General features: G+C 58.9%; 13 protein-coding genes. 11 read left to right on the forward strand and 2 right to left on the reverse strand.

Translation table 11 applies throughout. The features are described from left to right. Positions 1 to 11: 11 nt before the first annotated feature. From H7698_RS06370 to H7698_RS06380, 3 genes are all read left to right on the forward strand, one after another. Positions 12 to 1,094 carry a 5-(carboxyamino)imidazole ribonucleotide synthase gene (locus H7698_RS06370; RefSeq protein ID WP_162436607.1) on the forward strand — a complete coding sequence of 361 codons (1,083 nt, stop codon included), beginning with the start codon at positions 12 to 14 and terminating at the stop codon, positions 1,092 to 1,094. A gap of 101 nt (positions 1,095 to 1,195) precedes the next feature. Next, entirely contained in the window at positions 1,196 to 1,441 is a 246-nt protein-coding gene (locus H7698_RS06375; protein WP_027926291.1) for a GlsB/YeaQ/YmgE family stress response membrane protein, read from the forward strand. 89 nt (positions 1,442 to 1,530) lie between these two features. Then, positions 1,531 to 2,067, forward strand: coding sequence for a DUF3299 domain-containing protein (locus tag H7698_RS06380; RefSeq protein WP_162436608.1), 537 nt, complete (start codon positions 1,531 to 1,533; stop codon positions 2,065 to 2,067). A gap of 111 nt (positions 2,068 to 2,178) precedes the next feature. Here the strand turns inward: H7698_RS06380 and H7698_RS06385 are convergent, their stop codons facing one another. Both H7698_RS06385 and H7698_RS06390 read right to left on the reverse strand, forming a co-directional pair. After that, positions 2,179 to 3,078: a D-hexose-6-phosphate mutarotase gene (locus H7698_RS06385; protein WP_194690889.1), complete on the reverse strand. Its 900-nt coding sequence runs from the start codon at positions 3,076 to 3,078 to the stop codon at positions 2,179 to 2,181. Positions 3,079 to 3,151: 73 nt separating this feature from the next. Then, positions 3,152 to 3,556: an acyl-CoA thioesterase gene (locus tag H7698_RS06390; RefSeq protein ID WP_007896491.1), complete on the reverse strand. Its 405-nt coding sequence runs from the start codon at positions 3,554 to 3,556 to the stop codon at positions 3,152 to 3,154. A 364-nt stretch (positions 3,557 to 3,920) separates the two neighbouring features. Here H7698_RS06390 and H7698_RS06395 point away from each other — a divergent pair, with 364 nt between their 5' ends. The 8 genes from H7698_RS06395 (at position 3,921) to H7698_RS06430 (ending at position 14,763) form a co-directional block, all read left to right on the forward strand. Next, on the forward strand, positions 3,921 to 5,219 hold the full coding sequence (locus H7698_RS06395; protein WP_194690890.1) for an MFS transporter: 1,299 nt from the start codon (positions 3,921 to 3,923) through the stop codon (positions 5,217 to 5,219). 230 nt (positions 5,220 to 5,449) lie between these two features. After that, entirely contained in the window at positions 5,450 to 6,451 is a 1,002-nt protein-coding gene (locus H7698_RS06400) for a phosphate ABC transporter substrate-binding protein PstS (protein WP_162436611.1), read from the forward strand. Positions 6,452 to 6,762: 311 nt separating this feature from the next. Continuing rightward, positions 6,763 to 9,045: an ABC transporter permease subunit gene (locus H7698_RS06405; RefSeq protein WP_194690891.1), complete on the forward strand. Its 2,283-nt coding sequence runs from the start codon at positions 6,763 to 6,765 to the stop codon at positions 9,043 to 9,045. 15 nt (positions 9,046 to 9,060) lie between these two features. Next, positions 9,061 to 10,731: a phosphate ABC transporter permease PstA gene (gene pstA, locus H7698_RS06410; protein ID WP_194690892.1), complete on the forward strand. Its 1,671-nt coding sequence runs from the start codon at positions 9,061 to 9,063 to the stop codon at positions 10,729 to 10,731. A gap of 183 nt (positions 10,732 to 10,914) precedes the next feature. After that, positions 10,915 to 11,748 (forward strand): phosphate ABC transporter ATP-binding protein PstB, encoded by an 834-nt coding sequence (pstB, locus tag H7698_RS06415; RefSeq protein WP_060540210.1) that lies wholly within the window; start codon positions 10,915 to 10,917, stop codon positions 11,746 to 11,748. A 72-nt stretch (positions 11,749 to 11,820) separates the two neighbouring features. Next, entirely contained in the window at positions 11,821 to 12,582 is a 762-nt protein-coding gene (gene phoU / locus H7698_RS06420) for a phosphate signaling complex protein PhoU (RefSeq protein ID WP_162436614.1), read from the forward strand. Positions 12,583 to 12,746: 164 nt separating this feature from the next. Then, positions 12,747 to 13,646, forward strand: a complete 900-nt coding sequence (locus H7698_RS06425) for a response regulator (RefSeq protein WP_162436615.1) — start codon at positions 12,747 to 12,749, stop codon at positions 13,644 to 13,646. Between the two features lie 220 nt (positions 13,647 to 13,866). Further along, positions 13,867 to 14,763 (forward strand): peptidoglycan DD-metalloendopeptidase family protein, encoded by an 897-nt coding sequence (locus H7698_RS06430; protein ID WP_194690893.1) that lies wholly within the window; start codon positions 13,867 to 13,869, stop codon positions 14,761 to 14,763. Positions 14,764 to 14,986 lie beyond the last annotated feature (223 nt).

Raw genomic sequence — 14,986 nt, forward strand, 5'->3', positions numbered from 1 at the left:
GGTTGTTGACGATGAAAATCGGTGTAATCGGTGGCGGCCAGTTGGGTCGCATGTTGGCGCTGGCGGGCACTCCGCTGGGCATGAACTTCGCTTTCCTTGATCCGGCGCCGGATGCTTGTGCCGCCGCGTTGGGCGAACACCTGCGGGCCGATTACGGCGATCAGGACCACCTGCGTCAGCTGGCCGATGAAGTCGATCTGGTGACTTTCGAGTTCGAAAGCGTACCGGCCGAAACCGTGGCATTCCTGTCGCAATTCGTTCCGGTTTACCCGAGCGCCGAAGCCCTGCGTATTGCCCGCGATCGCTGGTTCGAGAAGAGCATGTTCAAGGACCTGGGGATACCGACCCCGGCGTTCGCTGACATTCAGTCGCAAGCCGATCTGGACGCCGCCGTGGCTTCGATCGGTCTGCCGGCCGTGTTGAAAACCCGTACCTTGGGTTACGACGGCAAGGGTCAGAAAGTCCTGCGCACACCTGAAGATGTGGTCGGTACGTTTGCCGAGCTGGGCAGCGTTGCCTGTCTGCTGGAAGGCTTTGTACCGTTCACTGGTGAAGTCTCTCTGATCGCCGTGCGTGCTCGCGATGGTGAAACGAAGTTCTATCCACTGGTTCACAACACCCACGACAGCGGCATCCTGAAGCTGTCCGTGGCCAGCACCGACCACCCGTTGCAAGCCTTGGCTGAAGACTACTCCAGCCGCGTGCTCAAGCAGCTGGACTACGTTGGCGTGATGGCATTCGAATTCTTTGAAGTCGACGGTGGCCTCAAGGCCAACGAAATCGCCCCGCGGGTCCACAACTCCGGACACTGGACCACCGAAGGCGCCGAGTGCAGCCAGTTTGAAAACCACTTGCGGGCCGTTGCCGGTCTGCCGCTGGGTTCGACGGCCAAGGTCGGCGAGAGCGCAATGCTCAACTTCATCGGCGTCGTTCCACCGGTAGAGAAAGTGATCGCGATTGCCGATTGCCATCTGCACCACTATGGCAAGGCGTTCAAGCTGGGTCGCAAGGTCGGTCACGCCAACCTGCGCTGCGCCGACAAAGCCACGCTGGAGCAGCAGATCATCAAGGTCCAGGCGCTCATTGCTGAATAGTTTCATCTGACGGCGGCGGAACCATTCAAGGACCGCCGTTCTCTCATGGCAGTATGCAAAAGTCTGACTAGGCTTTAGTCACTTACTCGGAGGGAAATGTCATGGGAATTATTGGAACCATCTTTATCGGCTTGATCGTCGGCCTGCTGGCCCGGTTTCTGAAACCAGGTGACGACAGCATGGGCTGGATTATGACCATCCTGCTCGGTATTGGCGGTTCGTTGGCGGCCACTTATGGCGGCCAGGCTTTGGGTATCTACCACGCTGGCGAAGGCGCAGGCTTCATTGGTGCGCTCGTGGGCGCCGTGGTGTTGCTGGTGATCTACGGCCTGATCAAAAAGAACTGATCCAGGCGACAAAGCCCTCTCGGCTGCGCAAGCCGGGAGGGCTAGAATGCTCGGCGATTCATTTATCCCCTCCTTTACCGAGCACGTTCATGCGCCGTCTTCTGTTGACCTTTCTTTTGCTGGGCACGGGCCTTGCCCACGGCAGCGAACTGCCGGAAACCGACTGGCTCGAACTGATGCCCAAGTCAGACCAGAAAGCCCTCGAGTCCATGCCCGATATCGATCACAACTCCCCCGAAGGCGATGGCACCTTTACCCAAAAGGGTGGCATGAAGCAGAGCAAAGGGTTGCCGGCGGTGATGTATTCCACCAAAACCGTGCCGTCGATGAACGACAAGAACATCCGTATTGGCGGTTACCCGGTACCTTTGGAAAGCGACGCGAAGGGGCGCAGCACGTTGTTCTTCCTCGTGCCATACCCTGGCGCCTGCATTCACGTGCCGCCACCACCGCCTAATCAGTTGGTGCTGGTGAGGTATCCGAAGGGCTTGAAGCTGGACGATATCTACACGCCGCTGTGGGTGACCGGAACGTTGAAGGTGGAGAAGGTCAACAACGACCTGGCCGACGCGGCGTATGCGCTGGATGCGGCGAAGGTGCGCGTGGTGCAGGAATCGGATTTGTAGGTGATCAAATGTAGGAGTAAGCCTGCTCGCGATAGCGGTTTAACAGTCAACATTGATGTTGGATGTTATGGCCTCATCGCGAGCAGGCTCACTCCTGCAGTGTTTTTGGCGTTACAGCGGTTTACTGGCGATGCTGACACCAAGTGTATGGCTGGCCCCTGGCGCCAAAGCCACCACATCACCCATCACATTCGCTGTCTCGATGCACAGCATGCGCTGCCAGCCATCGTCAGCCATGTCGCTGAACGCCGCAGCGCGCTCGATCCAAGGATTCCAGATCACGGCAGTGCGTGAGCCGACGCTGGTCAATTCAATGCGCCGTTCCCAAGCGGGGTCGACGATGCTCAGCTGCGCCGGGGTGTCGAGGTAGATACGATCGGTCTCGCCGCTGAAGCGCAGGTCACCGGATTGGGTCACGGTTTTCCAGTCGTCCAGGGTCTCGATATAGCTCAACCCATCCAACCCTTCGACGTGCACATGGCGTACGTCGCTCACCGCGAAATAGCTATGCAGCGCCTGGCTGATGGTGACCGTTTCGGTTCCCTGGTTCTGGCTGGTCAGGTTGATGTGCAGCTGATCATCCAGACGAATGCTCAGTTTCAGATCCACCTGATGTGGCCAGCCTGGCAATCCGCCTTCGGGGTAGGGCAGGAGGAATTCGACCTTCAGGCTTTCGCCCTCGGTTTCGATGCCGGCCAACTCCCAGTCCATTGCCCGCACCAGCCCGTGAGCCGTGGGTTCTTCGTTGCTGACGCGCATCGCCTGAACGCTCTGAGGATTGCGCGCAAAATTGCCAAACCACGGCCAGCACACGGGAACACCGGCGCGGATGCTCTTGCCGGTCTTGAACACCGCCTCGTCGTTGAGCCAGATCACCGGCGGTTGGCCGGCCACCTGATAACTGAGGATGTGCGCACCTTGCTGGGCGACCAGCAATTCCGCCTGACCGTGGCGGATGCGCCAGCAGTTCAGTTCATCCAGTTTCATGGCTTCTACGTTGGGCGTGCTCATGGGGCAACTCTCGATCAGGAACAATGACTGCAATGGACCGCGAAACAGCCTCCGGGTTTAACGGGGCTGTTGGTCAGCGGGCTCTTGGCGGAACCGAACGCGTGCGTCCGCTGCCATCGATCGCGACAAACACAAACACCGCTTCGGTCACTTTACGCCACTCGCTGGACAGCGGGTCGTCGCTCCAGACTTCGACCATCATCTGAATCGAGCTGCGGCCGATTTCCAGGGCCTGGGTATAGAAGGAGAGCTGAGCGCCCACGGCCACCGGCACCAGAAACGCCATGCGGTCGATTGCAACAGTCGCCACGCGGCCACCGGCAACCTTGCTGGCCATTGCGGTGCCAGCCAAATCCATCTGCGCCACCAGCCAGCCGCCGAAAATATCGCCAAAGCCGTTGGTTTCGCGTGGGAGTGCGGTGATTTGCAAGGCCAGGTCGCCTTGCGGGATTGGATCTTCTTGTTCGAGCTCTATCATGCCGGGGGTGCCTCTGACCCGTGACTCTTCATTGGTACTTCAGGTGAATAGCCGTCTCAGAAAAAACGATTCAGCCCCGAACATACTACGTTCGTCACGTTTTTCGTAAGGCGCCTAAAGGGAAACTCTGCGAAATCGCCTATGAACCCCGGCAGGCGTTTTCGCACAGCAACCCTTTCCAGCCATTGCAAGATTGCGAGTATATCGGTCGGTAGACTCCGAGACGACCGTCCGGTTCTCATTTTGACCGTCAAATATGCACATCTATGTGCTTTTTCGAACAATTTGTTATCGTGCCGAACCTGCCCAAGCCCTCGCCAGCGTTGTTGGGGTTGCAGATCCGACTATAAGAGAAGCCCTTGCCATGACCACAGCGCCTTCGAATATCGCGCAGCCCACACAATCCGCACGTCCGCTGACCCGCAACGACTACAAGACGTTATCGCTGTCCGCTCTGGGCGGTGCGCTGGAGTTCTACGACTTCATCATTTTCGTGTTCTTCGCCACGGTGGTGGGCAAGCTGTTTTTCCCCCCGGACATGCCCGAGTGGCTGCGCCTGATGCAAACCTTTGGCATCTTTGCCGCGGGCTACCTGGCGCGTCCGTTGGGCGGCATTGTGATGGCGCACTTCGGCGACCTGCTGGGTCGCAAGAAGATGTTCACCCTCAGTATCTTCATGATGGCCGTACCGACCCTGATCATGGGCTTGTTGCCGACTTACGCACAGATCGGCATGTGGGCGCCGATCCTGTTGCTGCTGATGCGGGTTATTCAAGGCGCTGCGATTGGCGGTGAAGTGCCGGGCGCATGGGTCTTCGTTTCCGAACACGTACCGCAACGACATATCGGCTATGCCTGCGGCACGCTGACCAGTGGGCTGACGGCGGGTATCCTGCTGGGCTCGTTGGTCGCCACGGCCATCAACAGCATCTATACCCCGGTGGAAGTCGCCGACTACGCCTGGCGGATCCCGTTCCTGCTGGGCGGTGTGTTCGGCCTTTTCTCGGTTTACCTGCGCCGTTGGTTGCACGAGACCCCGGTGTTCGCCGAGCTGCAATTGCGCAAAGCCCTGGCCGAAGAGGTGCCGCTCAAGGCTGTATTGCGTGACCATCGCGGGGCGATCCTGATCTCCATGCTGCTGACCTGGTTGCTGTCTGCCGGCATCATCGTGGTCATCCTGATGACCCCGACCGTGCTGCAGACCGTCTACCACTTCGCACCAACCACCGCGTTGCAGGCCAACAGTGTGGCGATCGTGTTCCTGAGCCTGGGTTGTGTCGCTTCAGGTGCGCTGGCTGACCGCTTTGGCGCGGGACGGGTGTTTGTGTTTGGCAGCGCTGCGCTACTGATCAGCTCGTGGACTTTCTATCACAGCCTGTTCAATCACCCGGACTGGCTGTTCCCGATGTATGCCTTGACCGGTCTGCTGGTGGGCACCATCGGCGCAGTGCCTTACGTGATGGTCAAAGCCTTTCCGGCGGTGGTGCGCTTCAGCGGACTGTCGTTCTCCTACAACCTGGCCTACGCCATTTTCGGTGGTTTGACGCCGATGGTGGTGACGTTGCTGCTCAAGGAAAGCCCGATGGGGCCCGCCTATTACGTCGCGATTATTTGTGGCGTCGGGATTTTGGTCGGTGGGTATCTTTGGAAGAAGGGGCGCTGAGCCCCGAAACTGTCTGTAGCTGTACCGGCCCTATCGCCAGCAGGCAGGCTCCCACTTTGAAATGCATTCCAATGTGGGAGCCTGCATGCTGGCGATCAAGGCGCATGAATTCCGATAAAACCTCGAATGATGGCCTTTCATCCAATTGTCATATTTCAGCCATAGAGTGTTCATACGACCTGCCGATACTTGGCCCCGACTTAACACACCCTATCTGCTAGGAGTAAGGCATGAAACTGAAGCGTTTGATGGCGGCAATGACTTTTGTCGCTGCTGGCGTTGCGACTGCCAACGCGGTTGCCGCTGTTGACCCTGCTATCCCGAGCTACACCAAGACCACTGGTGTGTCGGGCAACCTGTCCAGCGTCGGCTCCGATACCCTGGCCAACCTCATGACCCTCTGGGCTGAGAACTACAAAAAAGAATACCCGAACGTAAACATCCAGATTCAGGCCGCTGGCTCGTCTACCGCGCCACCTGCGCTGACCGAAGGCACCGCTAACCTGGGCCCGATGAGCCGCAAGATGAAGGACAACGAGCTGCAGGCCTTCGAAACCAAATACGGCTACAAGCCAACTGCCATTCCAGTCGCTGTGGACGCCTTGGCGGTGTTCGTGCACAAGGACAACCCGATCCAGCACATGACCATGGAGCAGGTCGACGCGATTTTCTCCTCGACTCGTCTGTGCGGCGCTAAAGCCGACGTGAAAACCTGGGGCGATCTGGGTGTGACGGGCGACCTGGCCAACAAGCCGGTTCAACTGTTCGGTCGTAACTCGGTATCGGGCACGTACGGCTACTTCAAGGAAGAAGCCCTGTGCAAAGGCGACTTCAAGCCAAACGTTAACGAACAGCCTGGCTCGGCTTCGGTCGTGCAGTCGATCAGCTCCTCGCTGAACGGCATCGGTTACTCGGGCATCGGCTACAAAACCGCTAGCGTGAAGACTGTTGCACTGGCCAAGAAAGGCAGCACTGACTTCATCGAAGACACCGAAGAAAACGCCCTGAACGGCAAGTACCCGCTGTCCCGCTTCCTCTACGTTTACGTCAACAAAGCCCCGAACAAGCCTCTGGCTCCGCTGGAAGCCGAGTTCGTGAAGCTGGTTCTGTCGAAACAGGGCCAGGAAGTGGTAGTGAAAGACGGTTACATCCCACTGCCAGCCAAAGTAGCTGCTAAAGCTCTGGCTGACCTAGGTCTGCAAGAAGGCGGCGCTGAAGTCGCAAAAAAGTAAAACCCTAGGCCCGGGACGTGCCCCGGGTCTGTGTGGTCGCTTGGCTTGTGTGGTGAGGGGATTTATCGGAATGCCGCACCACCCCGTTCGGCTGCGAAGCAGTCGCAAGACCGGTGAATACGATGTATCTGAAAGATCGTGATCATCAGTTATGGGGCTGCTTCGCAGCCCGACGGGAATAAATCCCCTCGCCACAGAATTAAGCGGCCACCCCCAATTTTTCGATCCTCTACCAGCTCCCTGCTGGTGGCGGATTTGTCGCGTCACTGCACTGTCATCTTTCTGTCATACAGGATCGCTAGGGTGTGCGAATGAATGATCTGGCCAATTCCACAATGACTACAAATCCCCCCAAGCGAATTGATTTCAATACGCCTGAGCTGCAGCGCAAGCGCCGTATTCGCGCGCTTAAAGACCGTTTGACGCGTTGGTACGTCCTCGTTGGCGGCCTCGCCGTTCTCGGCGCGATCACGCTGATTTTCTTCTTTCTCGCCTACGTTGTTGCCCCGCTGTTCCAGGGAGCCGACCTGGACGTCAAGGACTCGATCACGCCCGCCTGGATGCAAGATGCCGGCAAGCCGTTGATGATCTCCCTGGAAGAACAGAATCAGGTCGCCATGCGGGTTTCCGACAAGGGGCAGGCGCTGTTCTTTGATATCGACAGTGGCGCAGAGCTCAAGCGCGTCGATTTGCCGGTTCCAGCGGGCAGCCAGGTCACCTCCATTGGCGAAGATCAGCCGGGTTCCCCCCTGGTCGCGGTAGGCTTTTCCAATGGCCAGGCCCTGGTATTCCGCCACACGTATAAAGTGTCGTACCCGGACGGCAAGAAGACTATCTCGCCAGCCATCGAATACCCGTATGGCGAAACGCCGATCGCACTCAACGAAGCGGGCGGGGCGCTGGAGCACGTCAGCCTCAACGCTACGGACTCGACCCTGATGCTGGTCGGCTCCACCGGTTCTCAGCTCAACGTTCTGTCGCTGACCAGCGAAGAAAACATGATGACCGGCGAAGTCACCAACGAGCAGAAGCGTATCGACCTGCCGCAGATGACCGAGACGGTAAAAAACATCTTCGTCGACCCGCGCCAACAGTGGCTGTACGTGATCAACGGTCGCGCTCAGGCCGACGTGTTCAGCCTGCGCGACAAGAGCCTCAATGGTCGCTACAAACTGCTTGAAGATGGTGAAGCGCAAATCACTGCCAGTACGCAACTGGTTGGCGGTATCTCGCTGATCCTCGGCGACTCCAAGGGTGGTCTGGCCCAGTGGTTCATGGCCCGCGATCCGGATGGCGAGCAGCGTCTGAAGCAGATTCGTACCTTCCAGATGGGCACCACGCCGATCGTTGAAATCACTGCCGAAGAGCGTCGCAAAGGTTTTATTGCGCTTGATGCTTCCGGCAAGCTTGGCGTCTTCCACAGCACCGCCCACCGCACCTTGCTGGTGGATCAGGTGGTCGAAGGCCAAGGCATTTTCGGTCTGTCACCACGGGCCAACCGCGTCATCGTGGAAGCCGGCGGCAAGCTGCAACCTCTGTTGCTCGACAACCCGCACCCGGAAGTGTCGTGGAGCGCGTTGTGGAGCAAAGTCTGGTACGAGAACTACGACGAGCCTAAATACGTCTGGCAATCGACCGCAGCCAACACCGATTTCGAGCCCAAGCTGAGCCTGTCCCCGCTGACGTTCGGCACCTTGAAAGCTGCGTTCTACGCCATGCTGCTGGCTGCGCCGCTGGCTGTTGCGGCGGCCATCTACACCGCCTATTTCATGGCCCCGAGCCTGCGCCGCAAGGTCAAGCCGGTGATCGAACTGATGGAAGCGATGCCGACGGTGATCCTCGGTTTCTTCGCGGGCCTGTTCCTCGCGCCGTATGTGGAAGGACACCTGCCCGGCATTTTCAGCCTGCTGATGCTGTTGCCGATCGGCATTCTGGTGGCCGGTTTCGCCTTCAGCCGCTTGCCTGAATCCGTGCGCCTGAAAGTGCCGGATGGCTGGGAAAGCGCGATCCTGATCCCGGTGATCCTGTTGCTGGGCTGGTTGTCGTTGTACATGAGCCCGTACATGGAAAACTGGTTCTTCGGCGGCGACATGCGCATGTGGATCTCTCACGACCTGGGCATCACCTACGACCAGCGCAACGCACTGGTAGTTGGCCTGGCGATGGGTTTCGCGGTGATCCCGAACATTTACTCCATTGCCGAAGACGCCGTGTTCAGCGTGCCACGCGGTTTGACCCTGGGTTCCCTGGCCCTCGGCGCCACGCCTTGGCAGACCATGACTCGCGTGGTGATCCTCACCGCCAGCCCGGGCATTTTCTCGGCACTGATGATCGGCATGGGGCGTGCGGTCGGTGAAACGATGATCGTGCTGATGGCCACTGGTAACACCCCGGTCATGGAAATGAACCTGTTCGAAGGTCTGCGCACCCTGGCCGCCAACGTTGCGGTGGAAATGCCCGAATCGGAAGTCGGCGGCAGCCACTACCGCGTGCTGTTCCTCTCGGCCTTGGTGCTGCTGTTGTTCACCTTCGTCATGAACACCCTCGCGGAACTGATTCGTCAGCGTCTGCGCAAGAAATACTCGTCGCTTTAAGAAAGGTAGAAGTCTGTGAAACAGAACTCCCTGAACGGATGGTTCAAGAGCGGCGCCCCAGGCGTCTGGATCAGCGGTGGCGCGGTGTCCATCGCCGTCATCATGACCATTGGCTTGCTGGCAGTGATTGCCGTGCGTGGTCTGGGCCATTTCTGGCCGGCGGACCTGATCCACGCCAGCTACGACGTGCCGGGCCAGGCTAATCACCTGGTCATTGGTGAAGTGGTACAGAAAGAAGAAGTGCCTCGCGAGCGCCTCAAAAGCGCTGGCCTGCCGGTGCCCGATCAGGGCCCGGAGTTCATGACCCGTGAGCTGATCAAGGTCGGCAACCGTGACCTGAACGGCAGCGACTTCACCTGGATTGTGGGTGAGTGGCTGACCAACCAGAAGACTCCACCGGAGTTGATGGCGATCGAGCGTCGCGAGTGGGGCAACTTCTACGGCTATCTGGTCAACGTTAAACAGGATGGCAAGGTCATCGCCGAAGGCGAAGCGGCGTGGCCTGAATTGCAGGCGCGCGTGGAGCGCGTCAACAAGCTGGCTGCCGAGCTCAAGACCCTGGAAAAATCCGACATTGGTGCAATCAACGCCGGGTTGGAACGCATCCGTCTGCATGGTCGCAAACTTGAACTGGCAGGCACCCTCGATGCCACAGCGCAAGCTGACATGGATGGCGAGCGCGCAGAACTGAACGCCCGTTATCAGGACATTGAAGCGCGTCTGGCTGATCTGCATGCCCAATTCAATCGCGACAGCCTGACGGCCCGCGACGCCAACGGTAAAGAGATCGAAATAGGCATCGGCAAAGTGGTGCATGCCTACCAGCCGAACGCCATGGGGACCTTAACCAAGATCGGTTTCTACTTCAGCAAGGTCTGGGAGTTCCTGAGCGACGACCCGCGTGAAGCGAACACCGAAGGCGGGATCTTCCCGGCCATTTTCGGCACCGTGATGATGACTCTGATCATGGCGATGATCGTGACGCCATTCGGTGTGCTGGCGGCGGTTTACCTGCGTGAGTACGCGAAGCAGAACGCCTTGACCCGGATTATCCGCATCGCGGTGAACAACCTGGCCGGTGTGCCTGCGATTGTTTACGGCGTGTTCGGTCTGGGTTTCTTCGTCTATGTACTGGGCGGTTCGGTTGACCGGTTGTTCTTCCCCGAAGCGTTGCCTGCGCCGACCTTTGGTACGCCGGGCCTGCTCTGGGCTTCGTTGACCCTGGCGCTGCTCGCGGTGCCGGTGGTGATCGTGGCCACTGAAGAAGGTCTGGCGCGCATTCCGCGGACCGTGCGCGAAGGCTCGCTGGCCCTCGGTGCGACCAAGGCCGAAACCTTGTGGAAGATCGTGCTGCCGATGGCCAGCCCGGCGATGATGACCGGCATGATCCTGGCCGTGGCTCGCGCCGCCGGTGAAGTGGCGCCGCTGATGCTGGTCGGTGTGGTGAAACTGGCACCGTCGCTGCCACTGGACGGCAACTACCCGTACCTTCACCTTGACCAGAAGATCATGCATCTGGGCTTCCATATTTATGACGTCGGCTTCCAGAGCCCGAACGTTGAAGCGGCGCGACCGCTGGTGTACGCCACGGCGCTGCTGTTGGTACTGGTGATCGCCACATTGAACCTGTCGGCCGTTTACATCCGTAACCACCTGCGCGAGAAGTACAAAGCGCTCGACAGCTAATACAAGTCCTGTGGGAGCGGGCTTGCCAGCGATGGCATCACCGCGGTGTTGATGGCGTACCGAGTCGCCTGCATCGCTGGCAAGCCAGCTCCCACAGTGATCGCGACAGGCAAAGAATTTGAGTAACCCGCTGGCTCCGTCGGCGGATCAACGAACCGAATTTGTTAGCACAGGGAGCCTCCCATGCAGCACGAAACACATACCCACGGCATCAACATGTCTGCCCTGGGCCGCGACAAGCAGAGCCTCAGCCTCGAGCAGGAAACTGTGGCCATCGAAGTCCCGGGCCTGAGCCTTTTTTACGGCGACAAACAAGCGCTGTTCGACGTCAGCATGAACATTCCGAAGCAGCGCGTGACCGCTTTCATCGGCCCGTCCGGCTGCGGCAAGTCCACGCTGCTGCGCACGTTCAACCGCATGAACGACCTGGTCGATGGCTGCCGAGTGGAAGGCGCGATCAACCTCTATGGCAACAACATCTACCGCAAGGGCGAAGACGTGGCCGAGCTGCGTCGTCGTGTCGGGATGGTGTTCCAGAAGCCTAACCCTTTCCCGAAAACCATCTACGAAAACGTGGTTTACGGCCTGCGCATCCAGGGCATCAACAAAAAACGTGTACTCGACGAAGCCGTTGAGTGGGCCTTGAAAGGCGCGGCGCTGTGGGACGAGGTCAAAGACCGCCTGCACGAGTCGGCACTCGGCCTGTCCGGTGGCCAGCAGCAACGTCTGGTGATCGCCCGTACCATCGCCGTAGAGCCGGAAGTGTTGCTGCTCGATGAACCGTGCTCGGCACTCGACCCGATCTCCACACTGAAAGTCGAAGAGCTGATCTACGAACTGAAATCGAAATTCACCATCGTCATCGTGACCCACAACATGCAGCAAGCCGCGCGGGTTTCCGATTACACGGCGTTCATGTACATGGGCAAACTGGTGGAATTCGGCGACACCGATACGTTGTTCACCAATCCGGCGAAGAAGCAGACCGAAGATTACATCACCGGTCGTTACGGCTAGCAGATGGTGGTTTGCTCACTTAACTGACGCTGCGGTCCTCCGCAACTTACCGGACGCTCCAAGGACGCCAACATGATTAGTAAAGAAGGCCTTACCCATCACATTTCCGCCCAGTTCAACGCCGAACTCGAGGAAGTGCGCAGCCACCTTCTGGCCATGGGCGGGCTGGTGGAAAAGCAGGTCAACGACGCGGTCACCGCGCTGATCGAGGCCGACTCCGGCCTGGCCCAGCAGGTTCGCGAGATCGACGACCAGATCAACCAGATGGAACGCAATATCGACGAAGAATGCCTGCGCATTCTGGCCCGTCGTCAGCCGGCGGCCTCCGACTTGCGGTTGATCATCAGCATCTCCAAATCGGTGATCGACCTGGAGCGCATCGGCGACGAGGCGACCAAAATCGCCCGTCGCGCGATTCAGCTGTGCGAAGAAGGCGAAGCGCCACGCGGATACGTCGAAGTTCGTCATATCGGCGACCAGGTGCGCAACATGGTTCGCGATGCCCTGGACGCTTTTGCCCGTTTCGACGCCGATCTGGCGTTGTCGGTGGCCCAGTACGACAAGATCATCGACCGCGAATACAAGACCGCGCTGCGTGAACTGGCGACCTACATGATGGAAGACCCGCGCTCTATCTCGCGCGTCTTGAGCATTATCTGGGTACTGCGTTCGCTGGAGCGGATTGGCGATCACGCGCGCAACATTTCCGAGCTGGTGATTTACCTGGTTCGCGGGACCGACGTGCGGCACCTGGGCCTGAAGCGCATGAAGGAAGAAGTTGAAGGCACAAGTGCTGAAACCGCTAATGTTCCGGGCAAAGTTGACGATAAGTAAGTTTGCCCAAGAGAAACGCCCGGCCTTTTGGTCGGGCGTTTTTGTTTGTGGCCCATGCATTCGACAACAGCACCCGTGAACGAAAAGTCCCGGCGTGACTGAGGGTTTTGGCAATATGCCATCAGCAATGCGCTACGCTTGCCGGGGTTTTGAAGGGGTGATGGATGAGTAAGGTCAGTGTGTTGGTCGTGGACGATGCGTCATTCATTCGTGACCTGGTGAGAAAGTGCCTGCGTAACTATTTTCCGGGCATTCGGATCGAAGATGCGATCAACGGCAAGAAAGCGCAGACCTTGCTGACAAAAGAAGTGTTTGACCTGGTGCTGTGCGACTGGGAAATGCCGGAAATGTCAGGTCTGGAGCTGCTGACCTGGTGCCGCGAGCAGGACAATCTCAAGACCATGCCTTTTGTGATGGTGACCAGTCGCGGCGACAAAGAGAACGTCATCCAGGCGATCCAGGCCGGTGTTTCCGGCTACGTCAGCAAGCCTTTCAACAACGAGCAGTTGCTCACCAAGGTCAAGCAGGCGTTGAACAAGGTCGGCAAGCTCGACGCGCTGATGAACAGCGCTCCGGTGAAAGTGAACTCCGCCTTCGGTAACGACTCCCTGAACGCCTTGACCGGCGGCCAGGCCACCGTGGTCACTACCTCGCCTGCGCCGGCACCGTCACGTGGTCTGCTGAACACTCCGCCAGTCAAGGTCAGCGCCGGGGCAGCCATCACGTCCGGTCGAGGCCAAGGCCAGTTGCGTCTGTCGAGTGGTACTCAGCAATGCGTGATCAAGGCCTTGAGCCTCAAGGAAGCGCTACTGGTAGTGAAGCGTACCGATGCGTTGCCGCAAGTGCTCGACAGCGCCGTGCTCGACCTGGAGCAGGGTGACAATGCCGAAGTCGCCCGCCTGAACGGCTACCTGCACGCCATCGTCGCCTACGAGCCCAAGCCTGATAGCGAATGGTTGCAGCTGACCTTCCGCTTTGTGGATCAGGACGCGCAGAAGCTCGACTACATTTCCCGATTGATTGCTCGGGGTACGGTGCAGAAGCATTTCATTCCAGGTGCGTAAGTCGCTCGTCGCCTCATGAGCTATTGCGCGAGCAGGCTCGCTCCCATACTCGGTCCTTGTCACACCAACGATCAGTTGTAGGAGTGAGCCTGCTCGCGATGAGGCCATCAAAACAGCCGCACATCCCCTGAACGGCCGAACTTGAAACATCTGCCACCTCCACGGGTCCATTGCAGCTGCTAGGCTCCTCCCCAGGCCTTCCTCGATAGAACCCTTGCTTATGCTCGCGCGCCTGATTTTTCTCTGTGGTCTTTTCATGGCCTCCACCTCGGCTGTGGCCATGACGATCTACAAATCCAAAGACGCGAACGGCGTGGTCTCCTACAGCGACCGCCCCACGAAGGGCTCACAAGTGTTCGTTTTTCGCGATCGCATGGTCGAGAACCTTGGGGGACAGGTGTACCTGGACATCAAGAAGCAGAAGGGCGCCGACAGCGTCTTCGTGCGCAATGACCTCTATGCCCCGGTGGAGATCGAGCTGAGTTTCGCTGGCCTGAAAAACGTCAGCGGCGCACCAAGCCGACCGATTCGCCGGGTGATGCCGGCACGCAGCAACATTCGCCTGGCGCTGCTGACGGCCACTCGGGCAGGAAGGCCTCTGGTGTATACCCCGAAATTCGAATACTCCCTGGGCGACCCCTCAGGCGCTGCCATGGCCTACCGATACCCGTTGCCGTGGCGTGGTGGCCCGTTTCGCCTGAGTCAGGGTGCCAATGGCCAATACAGCCATTTCGGCCCGAAGAACCGCTACGCCATCGACATCGCCATGCCTGAGGGCACACCGATCATTGCGGCCAGGGGCGGGGTGGTGGTGAAAACCGAGAACAGGCAGACCGGTCGTGGCACCGATCCGTCAGGTAATTTTGTGCGCGTGCTGCACGATGACGGGACGATGGGCGTGTACCTGCACCTTATGCAGGGTTCGGTGAGCGTTCGGGAGGGCCAGCGTGTGGCAGTGGGCAGCGCGCTGGCGTTGTCAGGCAATACCGGCAACAGCAGTGGGCCGCACCTGCATTTCGTGGTGCAGCGCAATACCGGACTGGGGCTGGTGTCGATTCCGTACCAGTTCAGTCAGCCGGTAGGGGGGTTGCCCAACTTTGCGTTGGGCAAACAATGAAAGTGGCAGAAGTCTATTGCGGTAAGGGGATTCATCTGTGATGAGATGATTCCTCTGTAGTAAGGGGATTCCTCTGTGGTGAGGGGATTTATCTGTGGCGAGGGGATTTATCCCCGTTGGACGGCGCAGCCGTCCCAGTGCGTCTAAATACGAAGGGGCCGCTTCGCGACCCAACGGGGATAAATCCCCTCACCACAAAAGCCCAGCAGGCCCAGCAGGCCCA

The sequence above is a fragment of the Pseudomonas sp. p50(2008) genome (genome assembly GCF_015351605.1).
Classification (GTDB): Bacteria; Pseudomonadota; Gammaproteobacteria; order Pseudomonadales; family Pseudomonadaceae; genus Aquipseudomonas.

Coding starts and splice junctions, on each gene's coding strand:
- H7698_RS06405 (WP_194690891.1), top strand. CDS start 6,763: ATGAATGATCTGGCCAATTCCACAATGACTACAAATCCCCCCAAGCGA.
- H7698_RS06370 (WP_162436607.1), top strand. CDS start 12: ATGAAAATCGGTGTAATCGGTGGCGGCCAGTTGGGTCGCATGTTGGCG.
- H7698_RS06400 (WP_162436611.1), top strand. CDS start 5,450: ATGAAACTGAAGCGTTTGATGGCGGCAATGACTTTTGTCGCTGCTGGC.
- pstB (WP_060540210.1), top strand. CDS start 10,915: ATGCAGCACGAAACACATACCCACGGCATCAACATGTCTGCCCTGGGC.
- H7698_RS06375 (WP_027926291.1), top strand. CDS start 1,196: ATGGGAATTATTGGAACCATCTTTATCGGCTTGATCGTCGGCCTGCTG.
- phoU (WP_162436614.1), top strand. CDS start 11,821: ATGATTAGTAAAGAAGGCCTTACCCATCACATTTCCGCCCAGTTCAAC.
- H7698_RS06390 (WP_007896491.1), bottom strand. CDS start 3,556: ATGATAGAGCTCGAACAAGAAGATCCAATCCCGCAAGGCGACCTGGCC.
- H7698_RS06395 (WP_194690890.1), top strand. CDS start 3,921: ATGACCACAGCGCCTTCGAATATCGCGCAGCCCACACAATCCGCACGT.
- H7698_RS06380 (WP_162436608.1), top strand. CDS start 1,531: ATGCGCCGTCTTCTGTTGACCTTTCTTTTGCTGGGCACGGGCCTTGCC.
- H7698_RS06385 (WP_194690889.1), bottom strand. CDS start 3,078: ATGAGCACGCCCAACGTAGAAGCCATGAAACTGGATGAACTGAACTGC.
- H7698_RS06425 (WP_162436615.1), top strand. CDS start 12,747: ATGAGTAAGGTCAGTGTGTTGGTCGTGGACGATGCGTCATTCATTCGT.
- H7698_RS06430 (WP_194690893.1), top strand. CDS start 13,867: ATGCTCGCGCGCCTGATTTTTCTCTGTGGTCTTTTCATGGCCTCCACC.